The sequence below is a fragment of the Phocaeicola plebeius DSM 17135 genome, from assembly GCF_000187895.1.
Lineage (GTDB): Bacteria > Bacteroidota > Bacteroidia > Bacteroidales > Bacteroidaceae > Phocaeicola > Phocaeicola plebeius.
On record NZ_DS990134.1, the window covers coordinates 394,449 to 415,618 of the forward strand.

A 21,170-nucleotide genomic window follows, 5' to 3' on the forward strand; every position below is an offset into this window, starting at 1 on the left:
TATGAGCCCTAAAAACGAGTGGATTTTTTATTTAAAGCTATTTGGAATCCAAAGGTATTATTCCAAGGTTGATAGCTTTCAGAACAAGGTCTACGGCATTCCTGGCCTCCAGTTTGCTCATGAGGCTTTTGCGGTGAGTTTCAATTGTATTATTGGATACATGCAGCAATTCTGCAATTTCCCTTGTATTAAATCCTTTAGCAATAGCCTGCAATACCTCCATTTCTCTTAAAGTAAGCTGTTCTTTTATCTGTTCTTCTGTCTGCATCCGGTTTAAAATGGATTTGAATCGTTTGCAAAGGTATTGGCCTCCTTTTAAGATTGTCTGGATGGCTAGTGTCAGTTCATTAATATCTGCCGATTTTAGTATGGCCCCACTTATGGAGGCTTTAGTCAGTCTTTTAAGTATCCATATCTCTTCATGCATGGTATTAATCAAAATACGTGCTTCCGGGTGCTTTTGCAGGATGGTTTCTATCAGTTCGAACCCGTTGGTGTCGGGAAGTTCCACATCAAGCAGATAGATGTCGAACGGTTGCATGGCTATCAGAAGCATTGCTTCTGCTCCTGATGAGGCAGTATATACCTTTTCTATTTCAGGCATTTGAGACACTACATGCTTGATGCCTTGCAGTATAAGAGTATGGTCATCGACTAATAGTATTTTGGCTTTAGGACTTGTCATTTTGTCGCATTTTTACACTGCAAAGAAAAAAATATTCATTGAAAAGATTTTCACTGAAAACCGTGATTTTTTCAATGAAGATGCACCTGAATATGAATATTCACTCCAGTCTTGTCTTTTTCTATCTTGTAATCTCCTGCAATAGTTTTTAACCGGTCGTTGATGGTTCGCAAACCTATTCCTTTAGATAAATCAGCATGTGGACTCCAGTTCCCGTCATGATGTACTTCAATAATAAGATAAGTGGTATTTTTTTCTATTTGGATACAGATAACCTTTGCCTGGGTATGTTTGAGTATATTCCCGGTCGTTTCCTGCATGATGCGGTAGATTTCGTATTCTATATGTTCTGGAATACTTGACCAATCCGTGTGAGGATAGGGAGTATATTGTATGGAAATTCCTGAAATCTCTTGCATTTTAGAGAAATAATCAGCTAACATTTCATTCAGATCGGTAAACTGGAAATTGGGTGGCATTAGTTCATGTGAAATGGCTCGTACGCCGCTACGAATCTCTTCTAATGTCTGAATGGTATTTGTTTTTAGATCCTCAGCAGAGCTTTGTTGCTGCATTTGAAGAATGGCTCCCAGCAGGTCATTACATACCCCGTCGTGCAAATCCTTAGCCAGTCGTTTGCGCTCATTTTCCAAGCCTTCTATGTATTGGCGGGCAGCAATCAGTTCGGTTTCCTTCTTTTGCACTTTCCGTTTGTGCAGCAGAATGGAAATAGCTATTAATAGTAATCCGATTACTGTAAGGTAATAGATGGTATGGCGTAAACGGCTTTCTTGTTCTTGTGCCTGAGTCTTTTCCAGAAGAGCAATTTTCAGTTCTTTGTCACTTGTCCGTAATTTCTCATTCAGTTCAGATAGTTCATGCTTGATTTTTCCACCGAAAATGGAATCCTGGTAAATGCATACTTCTTGCATGTTCTGATATGCTTTTTGGTAGTTCCCTAATCCTTCATAGTTATGTGCTGTTAAAATGTGATATTTATCGTATGGTAATTGAGTTTGAATTAATGGATTGCTTGTTAGTATGCTGAGACTTTTCTGATATTCTCCAATCCAATTATAAAGGCTGGCTTGTGTGCTATAAAATTCAAGTGCTGTCGGACTGTTTCCCGGGATTTTATGAATCAATTCTTCTCCTTTTTTTAGAAAAATCCTGACGGAATCTTTTTTGTTCCATAATTGATAGGTACTCAGTAAAGGCGATAGGGAGCTCATGGCAAGTAAAGGATATTTTAGTTCTAATGCCTTGTTGATATTTTTTTTTAAAATATGGCTTGCTTCAACATACTTACCCATACTGCTATAACATCCTCCAATGAGACTGCTGGCATATAATTCCATTAGTGAATCGTTTGCTTTTCGGGCGTATTCCGCTGCCTGCTTACCTTGCGTCAATGCTTCTTCATAGCGCTTGTTAAGATGGTAGAGCACGCCAATGTTATAATAGGTGGAAGCAATGTCCTCGTACTTTTCTGTTTTTTTACAGAGGTCGATGGCACGGTTATAGTGATATACGGCTGAGTCGAACATTCCTAACTTGCGGTAGCAGACACCAATGGAAGATTCTACCACACCCTCCAGATCGTATCTTCTTTCTTTGAGTTGGGGAGCATGTGTTGCAACCGTTTTAAATTTCTCTTTAGCTTGTTCTATTTTTCCTTCCATGAAAAGATAGTTAGCCAGTGAGTTGAGTAACTGCAAATATCCTTCTTCTTCAAAAGTCGGTTTTGAATAAAGAGAAAGTCCTTTTTGAATGTAGTGATAGGATGAATCATGGTCTAGAGTTTCATATTCAGCTCCTAAGAATTGATATAACTCAATTAGTTGCTCTTTGGTAGAATTTTTTTGCTCTGCTAATTGTAATTCGCGTTTTAAACTATCAATTGTTGCTGTTTCAGCTTGTATTGGCAAGCACAAGACTGTGTGAAGAAAGATACCTAATGTGAAAAGAAGTTTTTTCATGTAACCTAATTTTGTGAGTTCTACAAAGTAGCGTTTTTTTGTGGAATATACAAATTTCAGCTAAAAAACATCTGGAATATGAGATAGAATGTGTGTGTTTGGAATAACTTAGAATAAAAACATTATGGCTAAAATAAGCAAAATCGTGCAGTCAGTTCTCTTTTATATTTTTGGGAGATATATAACTCATTTGTATAATGAAAAGGAGGAGTCATAAGGCAGCGGTTATTCTGTATCATGTGTAAATAGTGCATATTGATAATGTAGGATTGGTGAATTTGCACAAATTCTTCATTGTATGTACATAAGTCTTTGGCGCGTAGATTAGCCTTTAGGCGGAGGAAAGAACCGTCTGTCAAAGCTATCTCCCAGCTTTTTCTTGTCGAAATATATTTGAAATAACCAATATCATTTGAGCGTAACACGTGTAAGTTCCCCATAAAGGTCTGGATGAGTAAAGGTTTGCCCAATTTTGCATCAAAAAGTCTTCTTAAGCGTTCAAGAGCTGCATTGTATCGCTGAATCTCGGTTGTTTTCATTTCTCTTTTGCATTGTAATTTTGTTTGTCAAATATAACTCGTCTTATGAGGGAGGAAAACACGGAAAACCGTGATTTTTGTATAAAAGTAAAAAAGCCGCCTTGCAGTGCAAGACGGCTTTTTATTACAGTGTGTTTGTTCTTATTTTGAAGTATTGATATTAGCTGATGGGCGGAAGTCGAACATTAAGTTCAAATGTAATCCTTCATCTCCTTGTTTGATGCGAATATTTCCAGGTTGACTGTTCGGACCTTGTTGTTCGATTGGTTTGAAGGAACAGATGGCCGGTATGTCAAGCAAGAAGGATATATCACCCTCAGGGAATTGCGGCATGGTTCTTCTAACACGTCCTACAGGTTCTTCCGGTGTAAAGATGTGATAGAAGATTCCATCGTTTCTTGAATAAACAGTAAACGGTGTTTTGTCGCTTTCCAGTGTAGCCCAGTACATGTTGGCATGATATCCTTTAAATTCTGGATAAATCAGATTTTCAAAACTTTCTCCTGTAATGGTATTGTTGTAATCTTTATGCCAGATGTTATAGTTGGTACCAGGGATACGGTTTTTCCACACACGATAAGGACCACGTCCCAGCCATTTCATGCCGGTACAGTTTGCTTCCGGGTAAGAGAAGGTCAACCCGAGATTGTATACTTTTGTGTCCATGAAGGCATCGTCAAATCCTCCGCCTCCGGAGGCACGATTCAGCAGGATGGCATCCATATAAAGCAGTCCTTGATCGGTCAGACGCCATACAATGGAATCGGCTGCTCCCTTATATTTGGCACAGAATATGGCTCCTTCTTGTGTTTCACGTACGTAGCTGAGTGAAGGCTCATAGCGCATTTTCATTCCTACAGCTACCGGACCGTCTTTGAACGGGACTTCTGTTTCTCCTGCTTTTACTTGTTTAATGATACCGGTAGTGGCATCAAACGTTACACTTACCTTCGCACTGTTCAATACGATGTGGCTGGCATTGCGTGAGGCGGTAGCTTTGGGAAGTGCTTCTAGGGTCATGGGTGATTGTGCCATTTTATGGTCAAAATATTGTTTTACCAGGCGGATAGGATAGCTCCAGTTACAGATGCTATGTCCATTTTTGTCGAAGGCTTCCAATTCCAGTACATCACCTTCATGGAAATTGTCTGGAAGGTCGAAATGAGCTGTGCCGGTTTCTCCTGGCTGGATAGCAGGGAGAGTAACTTCTCCATGGCTTAATTCAACGGATTGTGTTACACCTTTCAATGGAGTGTCACATGACAACACTTTGTACGTCATTTTGCATTCTTTCAGATTCGTGTAAGTATATTCGTTGGTAACCAGGAAATTGCCATTAAAATGAGAGGTAATGAGCAGTGGTTTCAGTTGGATAGGTGACCACTGGGCACGGATGGCATAGAAGCTACCTTCTTTTTCACGACGAGGGCCAACAACTCCATCAGGCGCATTTGACTTGTCAGAATCCAGAATACCTCCTTTGTCACTCCGTTTGGGAGCTTCGTCGCAGAAAACCCAGATAAATCCTCCGGCAAATAACGGGTTCGTATTCCAGCGATCCCAGAAATCCCGTAATCCGGCACCTCCTCCCTGATCGTACATGGCATGCATGAATTCTGTAGGCATGAAGACCTTATAGCCATTGGTGAAGCGAGCTACTCCTGTCAGATAAGCCGGATAATGATGAGTGTCCAAGTCGTTGAAGTCGGCCCATGGGTGGACTACATGCCGTTTTTGAAGCTTGTCGTATTGAGCAAACAGTTTATCCAGCTGATAATTCCATCCTCCTTCATTTCCATTACTCCAGATGATGATGGACGGATGATTGACATCACGCTGTACCATCTCTTTCACTAGTTTGCTTCCTACTTTTTCGTCGTAGCAATTCTGCCATCCTGCCAGTTCATCCATGTATACGATACCCAGTGAATCGCACATATCCAGGAAATGTTCGTCGGGGGCATAGTGTGACCTTACTGCGTTCATGTTCATTTCCTTGATAAGAAGTGCGTCCTGACGACTCATGGCCGCACTGGTTGCTCTTCCGCCGTCGACGGAGAATGAATGGCGGTTAATACCTTTTACGACGAGTTTGGTTCCATTCAGATATACTCCGTCTTGTGGGAAAAATTCGACGGTGCGGAAGCCGATTCTGGTTTCACGTGTCTGGATTACTTTTCCTTCCGGTGATTTTAATTCCAGACGAGCTACATACAGGTTAGGGTCTTCTGTGGACCAGGTTTGGATGTCTGCCCACTGTCCTTCTATCTGTTGTTCTTTGCCAGAGTCTGTAATTTTTTTGGAAAGTGCAGACTTTCCCGTATTTGTCAGGACGGTTTTTCCGTCTTTCAAACCTCGTACCGATACATGAAGTTCATATCCTTTTGCATCGCCATACATTTCACATGAGGCTTGAAACTTTCCATGCTGGTCGGCATTGAGTACAAAGTGTTCAATGTGTACTTGTGGAACAACTTCCAGCCATACCGGACGATAAATTCCTCCATAAAGCCACCAGTCAGCTTTACGTTCTGCGGCGTTGATGGATGAATTAGCAGATTCTTTAGCGACTTTTACTTCAAGTGTATTTTTCTTTCCGAGGGTGAGTAAGTTGGTGATGTCATAACAAAAACGGTTGAATCCGCCCTGATGCATTTCTCCGGCCAGTTTGCCGTTGATTAAGACTTCCGTATCGGTCATGACTCCGTCAAAATAAATTTTTACCCGCTGGCCGCTCCATGATTTGGGAGCCTCGAATTTGTGACGATAAATACCTGTTTCATCACTTGGCTTGGCACCTTTGATGGTATACCATCGTCCGTAGGTATATTCTCCAAATCCTTGCAGTTCCCAGTTGCAGGGAACTTCTATCTTTTTCCATTTGCCGCTGTTTTGTCCTTTTGAGCAGAGAAAGTCCCATGTCACGGTATTGTCAATACCGGTTCCTGAAAGATAAATTCGTTCCGGATGGGGGGCTTGCGCTTGCAAATGCAAGCCAGGCACGTTGCAGAAAAGGCTGGCAAGTAGGGTCAGTCTGATAAAGTTGTTTTTCATATCCGTGTTCATTGATTTATTTTTCACAAAGATACGCACCTTCATGAAATGAATGAATGGAATAATGTACATCTTGCTTGGAGGATTGTGTATCAGACGTACAAAAATCCATGAATCTGTACATTCCTATAGTTGTAAAGGCAGGATAACTTTTATCTTTGCAGGTATGAAACCTAATTTGTAATTCCATGAAAAAGAACAGCATCTTATTTTTTCTCTGTTTGTGCTCTGCGATGGGGGCGGCTGCACAAAACTGGCCAGAGGTAAAGCCTGAAGCACGTCCTGGCAGCCGTTGGTGGTGGTTAGGAAGTGCCGTCGATAAAGATAATCTGAATTATAACCTGAAGGAATATGGCAAGGCCGGACTTGGTAGTTTGGAGGTTACGCCTATTTATGGGGTAAAAGGAAATGAATCTCATAATCTCTGTTTTCTGTCGCCTGAATGGATGGAAATGTTCCGCTATACGCAGGAGGTGGGTAAGACAAACGGGATAGACATTGATATGAATACCGGAACGGGATGGCCCTTCGGAGGCCCTGAGGTTTCTCTTTCACAAGCTGCAGCAAAAGCTATTTTTGAATGTTATGAGGTAAAGGGAGGTGAACCGGTAAAGTTGGAAATCAATATCCGTGACCCTAAAGAACAGAAACAGCGGGATGTAGCTTACCTGGATTGTCTGATGGCTTATGGAACAGATGGGAAAGTCGTAAATCTGACCAAAAAAGTAAAAGACGGATATTTGCAGTGGGATGCTCCGGCAGGTGATTGGCAACTGGTGGCATTGTTTGTGGGGCGGACTTTTCAGAAAGTAAAGCGTGCGGCTCCTGGGGGAGAAGGATATGTTATGGATCATTTTAGTCCGGTGTCCGTAAAATCTTACTTTGAGAAGTTTGATAAGGCTTTCAAGACAAACAAGGTCAACTTTCCCCGTACCTTCTTCAATGATTCGTATGAGGTGTACGGAGCAGATTGGACTCCTGCATTCTTGAAAGAATTTGCTGCACGTCGTGGTTATCGGCTGGAAAATCATTTTCCGGAGTTTATTTCACAGGAACGGACCGAACTGACGCGTCGACTGGTGTCTGATTATAGGGAAACATTGGGAGAACTTCTGGTTGAGAACTTTACGACTGCATGGACCAAATGGGCGCATGGGCATGGAAGTACGACCCGTAATCAGGCACATGGATCTCCTGCCAATCTGATTGATACGTATGCTTCGGTAGATATCCCTGAGTGTGAAGGGTTTGGATTGACTGATTTTCATATCAGGGGATTGAGGCGTGATTCACTTACACGTCCTAATTTTTCGGATATTTCCATGCTGAAGTATGCTTCCTCGGCTGCACATATTGCAGGAAAACCTTATACTTCTTCTGAAACATTTACCTGGTTGACAGAGCATTTTCGTACTTCTCTTTCACAGTGTAAGCCTGATATGGATTTGATGTTTGTGTCGGGTGTAAATCACGCATTTTTTCATGGTACCCCCTATTCTCCGAAAGAAGCAGCCTGGCCTGGTTGGCTATTTTATGCTACGATAAACATGTCGCCCACCAATACGATATGGCGTGACGCGCCGGCTTTCTTTGAGTATATAACTCGTTGTCAGTCTTTTCTTCAATTAGGTAAGCCTGATAATGATTTCCTGGTTTATCTTCCGGTTTATGATATGTGGAATGACATTCCAGGACGTTTTGTTGGCTTTGATATTCACAAGATGGATCAGTATGCGCCGAAGTTTATCAAGACGATACAAACCATTATGGCAGGTGGCTATGATGTAGACTATATTTCTGATTCTTTTATTAAAAGTACATCGTGTCAGGATGGTATGTTGAAGACACGTGGAGGTGCTTGTTATAAGGCGCTTATCGTACCTGCAGTAAAGTTGATACCGGTTTCTACCTTAAAGAAGCTAGTAGCATTGGTACGTCAGGGGGCAACCGTAGTGTTTGTGGAACATTATCCGGAAGATGTGCCGGGGTATGCTTCTTTAGAACAGAATCGGAAGCAACTATTTGCACTGCTGGAACAGTTGCCAGGAGAAAAGTCTTTCCGAGGTACACAGGCTTTTAATTTCGGGAAAGGACGTATCATTGTGGGAAGTGATTACCATGAGGCATTAGAACGTACAGGAGTTCCGGCAGAAGAACTGAAGACTCATTGGGGAGTGCAATTTATCCGGCGCACACATGCAGAAGGGCACCATTATTTTATTTCCAACTTACAGGCCAAAGATGTGGAAGGATGGGTTACATTGAATGTGCCCGAAAAAAATATGATGTGTTTTGACCCGATGACGGGTAAACGAGGAATTGCAAAAACGCGTGAGATGGAAGGAAAAACTCAGGTATATATGCAATTAAAGTCTGGGGAGAGTATCATTCTTCAAACTTTTACTCGTTCCTTGCAAGGAGAACCTGAATGGAAATATGGGAAGGAAATGGACTATAGTTTGAGTTTGGAGCATGGTTGGAAACTGAAATTTGTAGAAAGTTATCCGGCTATTGAAGGAGAGTTTAAAATAGATACGCCTTCTTCATGGACAGAAATTGTACATCCGGCTGTAAAGATTAACCGGGGTACTGCATTGTATTCATTGGAGCTGGATTTGCCTGAATTATCGGCAGATGATTGGATTCTAGACTTGGGCGATGTGCGTGAGAGCGCACGTGTGCGTATAAATGGGCAGGAAGCAGGTACTGCCTGGGCAGTTCCCTTCCGTTTAAGCATAGGGCAATTGCTAAAGCCTGGTAAGAATCTCATAGAAGTGGAAGTAACCAATCTTCCGGCAAATAGTATTGCAGAAATGGACCGCCAGGGAAAACAATGGCGTATTTTTGAGGATATCAATATGGCCAAACTGAATTATGAGAAAGGTACTTACGGACATTGGGAGACACTTCCTTCTGGTTTGAACGGAATAGTTCGGTTGATACCTGTTAAATATTTATTTTGATTATCTGGGCTGGATTGATAATTATCCGGCCCAGTTTTCTCTGTCCAGATTGCGATAGCTGATAGCCTCTGCCAAATGTTCCGGACGTATTTCATTACTTCCTTCCAAATCTGCAATGGTACGCGAGACCTTAAGAATACGGTCGTAGGCACGGGCTGAAAGGTTCAGTCGGTTCATGGCATTTCTTAAAAGTTCCAGGCCAGCGGCATCCGGTTGTGCATAGAGGTGTAGCAGTTTAGAAGTCATTTGGGCGTTACTATAGATTCCATGTTCATTAGCAAAGCGTTGGCTTTGTATTTGTCGGGCGCGGACTACACGTTCGCGAATGCTGGCACTGCTTTCTCCCGGTGTGCTTTTGGAGATTTCTTCAAAAGGAACGGGTACAATTTCTACTTGAATGTCTATGCGGTCGAGCAGAGGACCTGAGATTTTGTTCAGGTATCGTTGTACTTGTCCCGGACTACATACACAATTTCGTGTGGGATGGTTATAGTAGCCACACGGGCATGGGTTCATGGAAGCGATTAATTGAAAGTTAGCTGGATACTCCAGGCTATACTTTGCTCTTGAAATAGTGATACGATGGTCTTCAAGGGGCTGCCGAAGCACTTCCAGTACGCTTCTGCTGAACTCAGGGAGTTCATCAAGAAATAGCACTCCATTGTGTGCCAGGCTGATTTCTCCAGGTTGAGGTGTAGCTCCGCCACCTACCATGGCTACTTGAGAGATGGTGTGGTGTGGGCTGCGGAACGGTCGGGTGGCAATAAGCGAGGAACCTTTTTTCAGTTTTCCAGCTACTGAATGTATCTTAGTTGTTTCCAGGCTTTCTCCTAATGAGAGTGGAGGAAGGATGCTGGGAAGGCGTTTGGCCATCATGGACTTGCCACTTCCTGGGGCTCCAATGAGCAGCACGTTGTGTCCGCCTGCTGCGGCTACTTCAAGTGCTCGTTTTACATTTTCCTGTCCTTTTACTTCTGCAAAGTCAAAGGAGAAAGTAGACTGGTGTTTATAGAACTCTTCACGTGTGTTGACAATGGTAGGTTGTAAACTGCAAGTGCCGTTCAGAAAATCGATTACTTCTGTAATGCGTTCTACGCCATATACGTCCAGATTATTTACGACAGCGGCTTCCGATGCATTCTGTTGTGGAAGAATAATCCCTTTAAAACCTTGTTGACGGGCAGCAATGGCGATAGGAAGTGCACCTTTAATGGGTTGCAGACTTCCGTCCAGGCTTAATTCTCCAATAATCAGATAATCTGTCAAGTGTTCAGAGGAGATTGTTTCATTAGCTGCCAGGATACCGATAGCCAGCGGGAGATCGTATGAGGCTCCTTCTTTCCGGATATCAGCCGGAGCCATGTTGACTACTATCTGTCGGGTAGGAAACTTATATCCGTTTACTTGTAGAGCGGATACGATACGTTCGTGGCTCTCCTTGACAGCAGAGTCTGGGAGACCCACTAAATAAAATTTTATTCCGCGCGAACAGTTGACTTCAATTGTTACAATAGTGGCATCAATGCCTTGTACTGCGGCTCCAAAAAGTTTGACAAGCATTTAAGGTCGTTTTTATTGTGTTTTACTTTTGTTGTTTGTCTTCTGCTATCAAGGCTTCCATCATGGTCTGTAATGCATTTCCGTAAAGATTACTGCCTAAAATTTTCCGGTTCCGGTCTATCAGTATGTTGTATGGAAGACGCTGTATGTTTTGTTGTTTCAGAATCTGATTATTCCATCCTTTGTAGTCGCATACTTCAATCCATTGTTCTGTATCTTTTTGCGTATTTTTTTCCCATTCTTCCTTGTTATAATCTAGTGAGAAGTTGACAACCCGGAAATTGTTCTTAGAGAATTTTTCGCATAGAGCATATAGGGAGTCTTTTATAGCTATGCTTTCCTTATCCCAACTTGCCCAAAAGTTAATGAGCGAATATTGCTTTTGTGTCCCACTGCTGCTCCATGACAAATATTCGCTGTTTCTTTTCTTTACAGACAAGTAATTCAGATAAGTCGAAGTGCTTTTTTCTTTTTCGGGTAGTTTCTGTAGAACTTCATTCAATACTCTACAATCTTTCACTTTACCGGTCAAAGGCTCAGCCAGTCTGGCAATGAGGGACAGATTGGGATTGGCTGATTGTGAAAAATACCAGTACAGTATATAAGCCGAAGCAGGTGAGGATGGATGGCTCTTGATAAAGTTCTCAGCTTGTTGGCATATTTGTGCAGAATCTTTCAGCGCGTGTATACTTTGCAGAAATTCTTGGTATTCATTATTCGGACCATCTCCTTTAATTTCCGGATGTGCGAAACTTCCTTTTACAGACACTTTCCAGCCTTTGTCTGCAAATATCGGAAAGACTTCACCTGAATCATTAACTAATCGGAAAGTATTCAATGTGTCGGGAGAGAAGGCATAAGTGAATTTACCTCCTCTTGGATAAATAGTATCCAGTTTGGAATCCGGGTCATCAAAGACTACCAGAATCATGTCGGAAGTAATGCCTTCCAGTTCCCCTTTGAGTTCAAATTCATCGCTTTGTCTGCACGAATCCAGACAAAACAACAGATATACAGATAAGAGGAGCAGGTATAATTTTTTCATAAACCGTATTTTGTTTTTGCGAAAATACATATTTTCATTTTATAATCTTTCATCTTCTTCCGATTCTTTCCCGTAAAAGCATAAAAAAACCGGAATCACTTCAAGTGATTCCGGTTCCTTTTATGTAATTAAGTCAGATTACTTTATTTCGTTTGCATATTTTGCAAATTCACGGTCGTTCTGAGCTTTAGCAGCCAAAGCAGCATCCTGCTGTTTTACTTTGTCCATGCTGCTCTTAACCAAGTCAGCGTTGTTAGTTCTAGCACCAACAATTGCCATCAGGTAGTTAGTGTAAGCGTCCGGATTCTTCACTGCAGACAGAGTAGATTTAGCTTTGTTATAGTCCTTAGCCAAGATCTGAGCCAAAGCAGCTGAGTTAGTCTTAGTGTCACCGAATGCCTGTACAGCACGGTCATACTGACCTTGTTTGATGTACAAGTTACCCAGAGCTTCGTTAGCTGTGTTAGCACCTGTAGACTTGCTCAAGTAAGTTTCAGCGTTAGCTACGTTACCCTTAGTCAATTCAATCAAACCAAGGTTAGTGTTAACTTCTGCAGCGTTAGAGCTCTTGCTAGCAGCCTGTTTGAAGTAGTTTTCAGCTGTAGCTAAGTCACCGTTAGCATAAGCCATCATACCCAAGTTGTTGTAAGCACGATAGTCGTTCGGATACAATTCAACAGTTTTCTTATAGATAGCTTCTTTACGAGCGTTGTCGTTAGTCAGAGTTGCAGCATACAGCAATTCATCGTTGCTCAATACTTTAGCGTCAGTATCGAATGCAGCGTTGATTTCTTCGTCGCTACGTCCGATTACATCGTAGTTAGCAGTCAAACGAGCACGACGCAACTGCGGCAGGATTTCGTCAGCCAAAGTTTTGTAAACTGAAGAAATGTTCTTGATTTCAGTTTCACGCTGTTCTGGATCGCTGTACATAGAAAGAACACGCAAGATCAGGTCTTTATCCTGAATGTTAGATTTAGAAACCAATTCCTGGAATCCGTCCCAGTCCTGAGCTGTGTATTTAGCATCTACTTCAGTTTCAATCTTACCTTTCTTCAACTGCTGGTTCATGTATTTTTCAGTGTTGTTCTGACGATTTTCAGCCAAAGTAGTATTCAGTTCAACACCACCATCAGGTGAAGCGTAAGCAGAAATTTCGATGTTGTTCAGTTTGTAGTTCTTAGTGTCACCAGCTACAGCTACCACTTGTTTGTGGAATGCTTTCAAGCTGTCAGACTTCAATTCGCTTGCGCGGAGGTTAGCCTGCTGGATCAAGAACATGATCTGAGCTTCTTTAGCCTGCTTGATGATACGCTGGAATGCATCCGGAGCGTAAGCAGCATTAGCAGAGTTTACAGTAGGAAGTTCTGAAGTAGCGATTACACCGTCAGCAATCTTTACAGAAGGAATAGTGTATTCTTTTTTACCTTTCTTAATTTTGAAATCCAGGTAAAGTTCAGATTTAGCCATTTCAGGAACATAGTCGAAAGAAGCTTTCATTGTATAAGTACCACCAGTCTTGTAAGAGATAGTCTGGTCGTTACCTTGTACTTTTTCGCCCTGGAATGTAGCTGGCTGACCTTTAGCTTCGCCACCTTCCCATCTCAAAACCGGAGTAACTTCAACTGTTGCGTTTTTCTTGAAGTATTTTTCCGGGAATTTTCCTGTAATAGTTACAGGTACCTTGCCACCAACAGCTTCCAACACTTCAGGGTTGGTAGTGAAGTAGTCAGGAGATAATTCGCCCATCTTGCTACATGAAGAGAAAGCAAGGACTAACAATGCCACTAACGGCAAATACAACTTCTTAATCATGATGTTAAATATTTAGTTTGTATAAATGAATAATCTTATTGTTTGATTATTTGGGGCAAAGATAAGAAAAACTCTATTACGTGTTAATCATTATCTGTTTTTTTTTGTGCGTTCGTTCGAAAAAACCTTAAAAAATCGTTCTTGCCTTACAATCTGTTCATATTTCTGGGGTGGTGTTCCAAGATTTCTTGGCGCAAGCGACTGCGGTCAAGGTGGGTATAAATCTCAGTCGTGCCTATACTTTCATGGCCCAGCATACATTGTATGGCTCGCAGGTTGGCGCCGCCTTCCAGCAGATGAGTAGCAAAAGAATGACGGAAAGTGTGGGGGCTGATTGTTTTCTTCAACCCAATCTGTTCGGCTAGCTCTTTAATGATGTGAAAGACCATGATGCGTGAAATGTTTTTCCCGAAACGACTGATAAATACAAAATCTTCGTATCCAGGTTTTATCAGTCCTTCATTGCGGTCTGGAAAGTACAGTTCCAGTTCATGAATGGCGCGTGGGGAGATGGGTACCAGCCGTTGTTTGCTTCCCTTCCCTTCTACTTTGATGAACTTTTCTTTTAGATAGAGATCGGATAGTTTCAGATTGCATAGTTCGGATACACGGAGTCCGCAACTGTATAGGGTTTCCAAAATAGCCCGGTTGCGCTGTCCTTCACGGGTGCTTCGGTCGATGCTTCCTATAAGCCTGTCTATCTCTTCTACCGTCAGTACGTCAGGCAGGTGTTTGCCGATTTGGGGTGATTCTAGCAATTCTGAGGGGTCTTGTTGTATGTAGTCTTCCAGTAAAAGAAAACGAAAAAAAGAGCGTATTCCAGACAAAATTCGAGCTTGGGAACGTGGGTGAATGCCGATGTCTCTTAATCCGGCTGAAAAAGTTTCCAAATTCTCCAGGGTGACCTCAGTAAAATGAATGCTTTCCAGTTCCAGAAATGCGAATAGTTTGTCCAAGTCTGTAAGATAAGCCTCCACCGTGTTTGCTGAAAGTGATTTTTCGAGTTTCAGGTATTGCCTATACTTTATTATTATGCTTTTTTTATCGGCCTTTTTCATTTATTTTTCGTATCTTTGTGCCAAATTCTTCTACAAAGGTATTAAATTTCAGCAGAAGTATACAGATGAGAATACAAATAATCAATGGCCCTAACATTAACCTGTTGGGCAAACGGGAGCCTTCCATTTATGGAGCCGAATCTTTTGAAAGTTATCTGGAGAAATTAAAAGAATGGTATCCGTCGGTAGAGTTTGCATATTACCAGTCGAATGTGGAAGGGGAACTGATTAATAAAATTCATGAGACAGGCTTTTCGTATGATGGCATTGTGCTGAATGCCGGGGCCTATACTCACACTTCCATTGCTTTACAGGATGCTATCCGTGCAGTTACGTCTCCAGTCGTGGAGGTACATATTTCCAATGTTCACCGGCGGGAGGAGTTTCGTCACAAATCAATGATTTCCTGTGCTTGTGTAGGAGTAATCTGCGGATTCGGACTGAATTCCTATCGTCTGGCCGTAGAATCCATTTTATTAGACAACAACAAATTATAGTATATTTATTATGATGCTTAAACAAACAAAAATCGTTGCGTCCATTTCGGACTTGCGCTGCGAAGTAGATTTTATCAGAGACCTTTTTAATGCAGGTATGAACGTGGTACGTATGAATACCGCACATGCCAGCCGTGAAGGTTTTGAAAAGTTGATTAATAATGTGCGTACCGTTTCTAACCGTATCGGTATTCTGATGGATACCAAAGGTCCGGAAGTACGTACTACGGCCAGTGCAGAAGGCCCGATTGATTTCAAGACAGGTGAAAAGGTTCGTATTGTGGGAAATCCGGAACAGGAAACTACTCATGAATGTATTGCTGTAACTTACCCGGGATTTGTACACGACCTGTCAGTTGGAGCAGATGTGTTGATGGACGACGGTGAACTGGCACTGAAGGTAATCGATAAGAATGAAGATACTTTGTTCTGTGAAGTACGCAATGATGCTACTTTGGGAAGCCGCAAGAGTGTGAATGTGCCGGGTGTACGCATCAACTTGCCTTCTTTGACTGAAAAGGACCGCAACAATATTTTGTATGCGATTGAGAAAGACATCGATTTCATTGCGCATTCATTTGTTCGCAATCGTCAGGATGTACTTGATATTCGTGAAATCCTGGATGCACATCACAGCGACATCAAGATTATTGCTAAGATTGAAAACCAGGAAGGTGTGGATAACATCGATGAAATCCTGGAAGTAGCTGATGGTGTAATGGTAGCTCGTGGTGACCTGGGTATTGAAGTGCCGCAGGAACGCATTCCGGGTATTCAGCGTATCTTGATTAAGAAATGTATCTTGGCTAAGAAACCGGTAATCGTGGCTACGCAGATGTTGCACACCATGATCAACAATCCGCGTCCGACTCGTGCTGAGGTTACTGATATCGCCAATGCTATCTACTATCGTACCGATGCGTTGATGCTGAGTGGAGAAACAGCGTATGGTAAATATCCGGTAGAAGCTGTGAAGACTATGGCGAAGATTGCTGCTCAGGCTGAAAAAGATAAGATGGAAGAAAACGATATTCCAATTCCTTTGACTCCGGAAAATACGGATGTAACCAGCTTCCTCGCAAAACAGGCCGTACGCGCTACTAACCTGATGCCTATCCGTGCCATCATTACCGATAGCTTCAGTGGCTTGACTGCCCGCAATCTGGCTGCTTTCCGTGGAAAATATCCGGTATTGGCTATCTGCTACAAGGAAAAGACCATGCGTCATCTGGCATTGTCATACGGTGTGGAAGCTATCTATATGCCGGAAAAAGCCAACGGACAGGAATATTATTTCGCTGCATTGCGTAAGCTGATGGACGACGGTGTACTGTCAGAAAACGAAATGGTGGCTTATCTGAGCGGTGGTAAACAAGGTACTCATACTTCATTCCTCGAAATCAACCAGGTAGGTGATGTCTTGAAGAGCGGAGATGACTACGTTTTACCCAACCGTAACCGTTACTTGTAATCATGAAAGAGACTGACGCGCTCGATGAATACATTCTTCAGCATATTGATGAAGAGAACGACTACCTGAAAGCGCTGTACCGGGCGACGCACGTAAAACTGCTGCGTCCCCGTATGGCTTCGGGACACTTGCAAGGTCGTATGCTGAAGATGTTCGTGCAGATGATACGTCCGAAGCAGGTACTTGAGATTGGTACCTACAGCGGATACTCCGCACTTTGTCTGGCAGAGGGACTGGAGGAAGGGGCTATGCTTCATACCTTTGAAATCAACGACGAGCAGGAAGATTTCACTCGTCCGTGGCTGGAAAATTCACCCTATGCCGATAAAATCAAGTTTTATATCGGTGATGCCCTTGAAATTGTGCCCGACATGGACATTGTGTTCGACTTGGCATTTGTAGACGGAAACAAGCGCTTCTATGTGGAATATTATGAAATGATTCTGCAAAAGATGCATTCCGGCGGTTATATCATAGCCGACAATACCTTGTGGGACGGACATGTGCTTGAAGAGCCGCATCACACGGACACGCAGACCATCGGAATCAAGAAGTTCAATGACTTGGTGGCTGCCGATACACGGGTGGAAAAAGTAATCCTGCCCTTGCGTGACGGTCTGACTATTATACGTAAAAAATAAAAAGGTAATATGGAAACAACCAGACAAAACAAGATTGCCCGCCTCATTCAGAAGGAACTGAGCGAAATCTTTCTTTTGCAGACCAAGTCAATGCCTGGTGTGCTGGTTTCGGTCAGCATTGTCCGCATCAGTCCCGATATGAGTTATGCGCGTGTATATCTGAGCGTCTTCCCTTCAGAGAGAAGTGAAGAAATCGTGAAGAACATCAATACCAATATGAAGTCAATTCGTTTTGAGCTGGGAAACCGCGTACGCCATCAGTTGCGCATCATTCCCGAGTTGAAGTTCTTCGTGGACGATTCTCTGGATTATGCAGAGAAAATTGACGAACTGTTGAAGAAATAATGTATTCAATATTTTAGTAAATACTCACAGAAGAACAAGGGGCGTTGCTTCCGGCTTCTGTGGGTTTTTATTTTGTGTTATATATAAATAAGGTATAACGGTGAACTTTCCTTTTTACATAGCCCGACGATATTTGTTCTCCAAGAAATCTCATAATGCCATTAATGTGATTTCTGGGATTTCCGTATGTGGAGTAGCGTTGGCTACATTGGCCTTAGTCTGCACCTTGTCTGTATTCAACGGTTTTCAGGACCTGGTATCCAACTTGTTCACGGCTTTCGATCCAGAACTGAAAATTGTACCCACCACCGGGAAAGTGTTCGACGGACAGGATAAAGATATCGCTGCTATTCGGAAGATGCCCGAGGTGGCATTGGTGTCCGAATCGTTGGAAGACAATGCCTTGGTGCAGTATCAGGGGCGTCAGGCCATGGCTGTGATAAAAGGAGTAGAAGATAACTTTGAAGAACTGACACCGATTGATACCATACTTTTCGGAAGAGGAGAACTGCTGCTTCATGATGAGGTGGTGGACTATGCCATTCCCGGTGTGCAGTTGCTGGCTACCTTGGGTACCGGCATTCGTTTCCTTGATCCGTTGGAAGTGTATGCTCCCAAGCGAGGGGCTAAAGTGAACATGGCCAATCCGGCAGCTTCCTTTACAGGAGGAAACCTGTTCTCGTCCGGACTGGTGTTTGCCGTGAATCAGGAGAAATACGATGGCTCCTATATCCTTACTTCTTTGAAGTTTGCCCGACAGTTGTTTCAATACACTACCGAAGTCAGTGCCATTAACCTGAAAATGAAGGAAGGCACCGATATAGATGCCTTTAAGCGCAAACTGGAAAAACATTTGGGTGAACGCTTCCGTGTGCTCGACCGTTATGAACAGCAGGCCGACACGTTCCGTATCATGAAAATAGAGAAATTTATATCCTATTTGTTTCTGACCTTCATCCTGATGATAGCCTGCTTCAATGTCATCGGTTCTCTGTCCATGCTCATTATTGATAAGCGTGACGATGTAGTTACGCTTCGTAACCTGGGGGCAAACGACCGGCAGATTGTGCGTATCTTCCTTTTTGAAGGGCGTCTGATTTCATTTATCGGAGCCGTGTCGGGTATTGTGTTAGGTGTGCTGCTTTGCTGGTTGCAACAGACTTTCGGGTTGATTTCCTTAGGAGCTGCCGGCAGCTTTATTGTCGACGCCTATCCCGTCAGTGTGCACTGGGAGGACGTAGTGCTTATTTTCTTTACCGTGCTGGCTGTAGGCTTTCTTTCTGTCTGGTATCCGGTGCGTTACTTGAGTCGTCGGTTGCTGTCGAAGTAGTTTCTTCCGGAAGTATATAGATTTTATGAGGTGCTTTCCCTTTGCTTCCTAAAATTTTGCTTTTTACCCATCCGTTCAAATCCTTCCAGGCTTTTGATTTTTGCAATCCGGTCAGTTGACCGTATTCCGTTCGTGTGATAAACGGATGCTGTTGCAAATGCTCCATGAGCAGTTGTAGTCGTTCCTCTTTCGAGTAGCGGGCTGAACTTTGCTGAAATTTCCATTCCGTTCTGACTCGCGAAAGTTCCTGGCCTTTGCATCTCCGATTGAAGCTTTTGCTTGTGCGAAACCGTACTTTATCGAATCGGATGTTTTGTGCGTGAATTCCATTTTCATCTGTCACCTCCTTTTCAGCTTTCAGATTAGCTACCGCATAGGCCATGTGTCCTATTTCTACACATTCTCCTCTGGAAATATAGAAAGATGTCCATTTCTCCACTTCTTCCATTACTCCAATCACGGTTCCTTCCTTGAATCCGGAAGAACGGGCTATCTGACGGATGATGTCGCTGAAGGGAACAGCTCCTCTGGTTACGAGCTTAGGGTAAAGTTTTGGGTTCTTTTCACCGTTCTTTGTACCCGGTACGGGGAGAAAATCATACTGTGCTTCCATGTCTTTTAATTTTTTACAAGTTACTATTTATGTTTTCAATATCCGGACCGTATGTTTCCTTGAGCAAAGCCCAACGTCTTCGGTTCGGAAAACGTTGGGTTTTCGTCAGGAAAACATAGTAGTCTCCTGTGCGAAGATAAAAACTCTCTTAGGGGCTTTGTAGACATATGAAGACTTAAGAAGACATAGGAAGACTTTCTCCTGAAAAAAACAAATGAGTGAAAGTATATTTTTATCTTTTCAGTAAGAACGTTACGAATACGCCTTTGTGGTCGGTTGGCCAAGTACCTAATGGCTCTATAAACGGGTCTTTAGACGTTTCTTTTTCCCGCTGGTTTTTTACGATACTGCCTTGGGGGCCGAAGATAGCTGCATTTTTTAATTCCAGTTGGGGGTGTGGATAATAGAATATGTAGTCTATACGGTCTCGTTCATCCGATTTAGGTGCCCAAGTCAGTTTCTGGGTAGGGACTTTCTCATTGTCGGATGGAAATGTGAATCCAGGATAATCAAGTACGTTAGGATAAAGGGTACGGTAAGCATCTGCAAATCCGTTATTATCCAAAATCAGTGGTACAGTCCAGGGTACAATTAGGCCGTTGTGATCATACAGATCTTTGGTCTCTCGTGTCCAGTCCAGGTGTGACGGTTCATTGAAGTCTCCTCCCAGTATCACCATTCTTCCCTCTGCTATATCCTTCTTCGCGGCTTTGACAAATTCACGGATTGCATCATCTCGTTGAGAGGCATCATTGATGGCCAGTACCTCTTGTACAGTTTCTGGAATCGGAATCTCCTTCCATGTAGAACCATCGTATCCTCTTACATTATAATACGCATCACTCAGGTAATCCAGATGGGCTGTGTATACGGCAATCTGTTGCCCATTGACTGAAGCTACCATACGATAAATGCTGCCGTGGTCATTCTTTTCAGGGAAGACGGTGGTAGAATCAGTGATGGGATGTTTGCTGAGCAGGCCGGAGTCGTAGCTGTAGAACGAGTAGTAGGTTTTTCCCTTTTCTCGTAAAGAGGTGACGATACGGTCGCAAAAACGGGTTTGGTGGTAATTCCGGACTTCACTGAACGTTACGAAATCCGGTTCCAACCGGGCTATTTCTGAAACAATGGCTTCATATCCTCCGGGAACCATTGTGCCTTCCTGCCAGATGTTCCATTGCAGGACTTTCAGTTCAGTCTGTGCATTGACTTTGCTGCATCCTATTATACCACATAATCCACATAGTAAAAGTAGTTTTTTCATAGTTTGAAAGTTAAAAGTAAATAATTGTGGGTAAAGATAGAAGGAATTGGTGTTTTTTGTATACTTATGATTAAAAATACCTTTTGTTTTATATTTATTTGGTTAATGCCTTACTGTAGGTAAAATAAAAATAGATAAAAATATGTCATATTATAGTTTTTATATACCTTTGCAACCTAAATTATTATATGGGTAGAGAGACATGAATATAAATTCATTTTATATGATTATTGGCGTTAATAATCAAGATTTATTATTTCGTAACGTGAAATCGCGAGATTCATTTAGTATATCTATTGGGTTCCAGAGGG

At 42.5% G+C, this 21,170-nt stretch carries 16 protein-coding genes; 6 read left to right on the forward strand and 10 right to left on the reverse strand.

Annotation, left to right across the window (positions count from 1 at the left end; genetic code table 11):
* Positions 1-37 precede the first annotated feature (37 nt).
* From BACPLE_RS16540 to BACPLE_RS16555, 4 genes are all read right to left on the reverse strand, one after another.
* Positions 38-685: a response regulator gene (locus BACPLE_RS16540; RefSeq protein WP_007564059.1), complete on the reverse strand. Its 648-nt coding sequence runs from the start codon at positions 683-685 to the stop codon at positions 38-40.
* 71 nt (positions 686-756) lie between these two features.
* Positions 757-2,664, reverse strand: coding sequence for an ATP-binding protein (locus BACPLE_RS16545; RefSeq protein WP_007564060.1), 1,908 nt, complete (start codon positions 2,662-2,664; stop codon positions 757-759).
* A 128-nt stretch (positions 2,665-2,792) separates the two neighbouring features.
* On the reverse strand, positions 2,793-3,203 hold the full coding sequence (locus BACPLE_RS16550) for a LytTR family transcriptional regulator DNA-binding domain-containing protein (protein WP_007564062.1): 411 nt from the start codon (positions 3,201-3,203) through the stop codon (positions 2,793-2,795).
* Positions 3,204-3,344: 141 nt separating this feature from the next.
* Positions 3,345-6,257 carry an exo-beta-1,4-galactosidase gene (locus BACPLE_RS16555; RefSeq protein ID WP_040313414.1) on the reverse strand — a complete coding sequence of 971 codons (2,913 nt, stop codon included), beginning with the start codon at positions 6,255-6,257 and terminating at the stop codon, positions 3,345-3,347.
* A gap of 188 nt (positions 6,258-6,445) precedes the next feature.
* Here BACPLE_RS16555 and BACPLE_RS16560 point away from each other — a divergent pair, with 188 nt between their 5' ends.
* The gene (locus BACPLE_RS16560) at positions 6,446-9,220 is read left to right on the forward strand and encodes an alpha-L-rhamnosidase (protein ID WP_040313356.1); all 2,775 of its coding nucleotides are present in this window, start codon (positions 6,446-6,448) and stop codon (positions 9,218-9,220) included.
* A 21-nt stretch (positions 9,221-9,241) separates the two neighbouring features.
* Here the strand turns inward: BACPLE_RS16560 and BACPLE_RS16565 are convergent, their stop codons facing one another.
* From BACPLE_RS16565 to xerD, 4 genes are all read right to left on the reverse strand, one after another.
* Complete coding sequence (locus BACPLE_RS16565; RefSeq protein WP_007564069.1) at positions 9,242-10,780, reverse strand: YifB family Mg chelatase-like AAA ATPase; 1,539 nt, start codon at positions 10,778-10,780, stop codon at positions 9,242-9,244.
* A gap of 22 nt (positions 10,781-10,802) precedes the next feature.
* Entirely contained in the window at positions 10,803-11,825 is a 1,023-nt protein-coding gene (locus tag BACPLE_RS16570; RefSeq protein WP_040313357.1) for a thioredoxin-like domain-containing protein, read from the reverse strand.
* 138 nt (positions 11,826-11,963) lie between these two features.
* Complete coding sequence (locus tag BACPLE_RS16575; RefSeq protein WP_007564072.1) at positions 11,964-13,640, reverse strand: tetratricopeptide repeat protein; 1,677 nt, start codon at positions 13,638-13,640, stop codon at positions 11,964-11,966.
* A 146-nt stretch (positions 13,641-13,786) separates the two neighbouring features.
* Positions 13,787-14,698: a site-specific tyrosine recombinase XerD gene (gene xerD, locus BACPLE_RS16580; protein WP_007564074.1), complete on the reverse strand. Its 912-nt coding sequence runs from the start codon at positions 14,696-14,698 to the stop codon at positions 13,787-13,789.
* 65 nt (positions 14,699-14,763) lie between these two features.
* On the opposite strand from xerD, the gene aroQ reads away from it, so the two are divergent.
* The 5 genes from aroQ to BACPLE_RS16605 all read left to right on the forward strand — a co-directional run bounded on the left by aroQ (position 14,764) and on the right by BACPLE_RS16605 (position 18,982).
* A complete protein-coding gene (gene aroQ, locus BACPLE_RS16585) occupies positions 14,764-15,195 on the forward strand; it encodes a type II 3-dehydroquinate dehydratase (RefSeq protein ID WP_007564077.1) in 432 nt (143 codons plus the stop codon).
* 10 nt (positions 15,196-15,205) lie between these two features.
* A complete protein-coding gene (gene pyk / locus BACPLE_RS16590; RefSeq protein ID WP_007564079.1) occupies positions 15,206-16,666 on the forward strand; it encodes a pyruvate kinase in 1,461 nt (486 codons plus the stop codon).
* 2 nt (positions 16,667-16,668) lie between these two features.
* Positions 16,669-17,307: an O-methyltransferase gene (locus BACPLE_RS16595; RefSeq protein WP_007564081.1), complete on the forward strand. Its 639-nt coding sequence runs from the start codon at positions 16,669-16,671 to the stop codon at positions 17,305-17,307.
* A 9-nt stretch (positions 17,308-17,316) separates the two neighbouring features.
* The gene (rbfA, locus tag BACPLE_RS16600) at positions 17,317-17,652 is read left to right on the forward strand and encodes a 30S ribosome-binding factor RbfA (protein WP_007564083.1); all 336 of its coding nucleotides are present in this window, start codon (positions 17,317-17,319) and stop codon (positions 17,650-17,652) included.
* Positions 17,653-17,752: 100 nt separating this feature from the next.
* Positions 17,753-18,982: an FtsX-like permease family protein gene (locus BACPLE_RS16605; protein ID WP_040313358.1), complete on the forward strand. Its 1,230-nt coding sequence runs from the start codon at positions 17,753-17,755 to the stop codon at positions 18,980-18,982.
* On the opposite strand, the gene BACPLE_RS16610 is transcribed toward BACPLE_RS16605, so the two are convergent.
* Complete coding sequence (locus tag BACPLE_RS16610; protein ID WP_167535727.1) at positions 18,906-19,595, reverse strand: HU family DNA-binding protein; 690 nt, start codon at positions 19,593-19,595, stop codon at positions 18,906-18,908. The two genes, BACPLE_RS16605 and BACPLE_RS16610, sit on opposite strands and share 77 nt — an antisense overlap.
* A 232-nt stretch (positions 19,596-19,827) precedes the next feature.
* Positions 19,828-20,859 carry an endonuclease/exonuclease/phosphatase family protein gene (locus BACPLE_RS16615; RefSeq protein ID WP_007564089.1) on the reverse strand — a complete coding sequence of 344 codons (1,032 nt, stop codon included), beginning with the start codon at positions 20,857-20,859 and terminating at the stop codon, positions 19,828-19,830.
* Positions 20,860-21,170 lie beyond the last annotated feature (311 nt).

Excerpts from the sequence above, each read along its gene's own strand:
- BACPLE_RS16565 (WP_007564069.1), bottom strand. The coding sequence starts at position 10,780 with ATGCTTGTCAAACTTTTTGGAGCCGCAGTACAAGGCATTGATGCCACT.
- BACPLE_RS16575 (WP_007564072.1), bottom strand. The coding sequence starts at position 13,640 with ATGATTAAGAAGTTGTATTTGCCGTTAGTGGCATTGTTAGTCCTTGCT.
- BACPLE_RS16595 (WP_007564081.1), top strand. The coding sequence starts at position 16,669 with ATGAAAGAGACTGACGCGCTCGATGAATACATTCTTCAGCATATTGAT.
- pyk (WP_007564079.1), top strand. The coding sequence starts at position 15,206 with ATGATGCTTAAACAAACAAAAATCGTTGCGTCCATTTCGGACTTGCGC.
- aroQ (WP_007564077.1), top strand. The coding sequence starts at position 14,764 with ATGAGAATACAAATAATCAATGGCCCTAACATTAACCTGTTGGGCAAA.
- rbfA (WP_007564083.1), top strand. The coding sequence starts at position 17,317 with ATGGAAACAACCAGACAAAACAAGATTGCCCGCCTCATTCAGAAGGAA.
- BACPLE_RS16545 (WP_007564060.1), bottom strand. The coding sequence starts at position 2,664 with ATGAAAAAACTTCTTTTCACATTAGGTATCTTTCTTCACACAGTCTTG.
- BACPLE_RS16570 (WP_040313357.1), bottom strand. The coding sequence starts at position 11,825 with ATGAAAAAATTATACCTGCTCCTCTTATCTGTATATCTGTTGTTTTGT.
- BACPLE_RS16555 (WP_040313414.1), bottom strand. The coding sequence starts at position 6,257 with ATGAAAAACAACTTTATCAGACTGACCCTACTTGCCAGCCTTTTCTGC.
- BACPLE_RS16560 (WP_040313356.1), top strand. The coding sequence starts at position 6,446 with ATGAAAAAGAACAGCATCTTATTTTTTCTCTGTTTGTGCTCTGCGATG.
- BACPLE_RS16550 (WP_007564062.1), bottom strand. The coding sequence starts at position 3,203 with ATGAAAACAACCGAGATTCAGCGATACAATGCAGCTCTTGAACGCTTA.
- BACPLE_RS16540 (WP_007564059.1), bottom strand. The coding sequence starts at position 685 with ATGACAAGTCCTAAAGCCAAAATACTATTAGTCGATGACCATACTCTT.
- xerD (WP_007564074.1), bottom strand. The coding sequence starts at position 14,698 with ATGAAAAAGGCCGATAAAAAAAGCATAATAATAAAGTATAGGCAATAC.
- BACPLE_RS16610 (WP_167535727.1), bottom strand. The coding sequence starts at position 19,595 with ATGGAAGCACAGTATGATTTTCTCCCCGTACCGGGTACAAAGAACGGT.
- BACPLE_RS16615 (WP_007564089.1), bottom strand. The coding sequence starts at position 20,859 with ATGAAAAAACTACTTTTACTATGTGGATTATGTGGTATAATAGGATGC.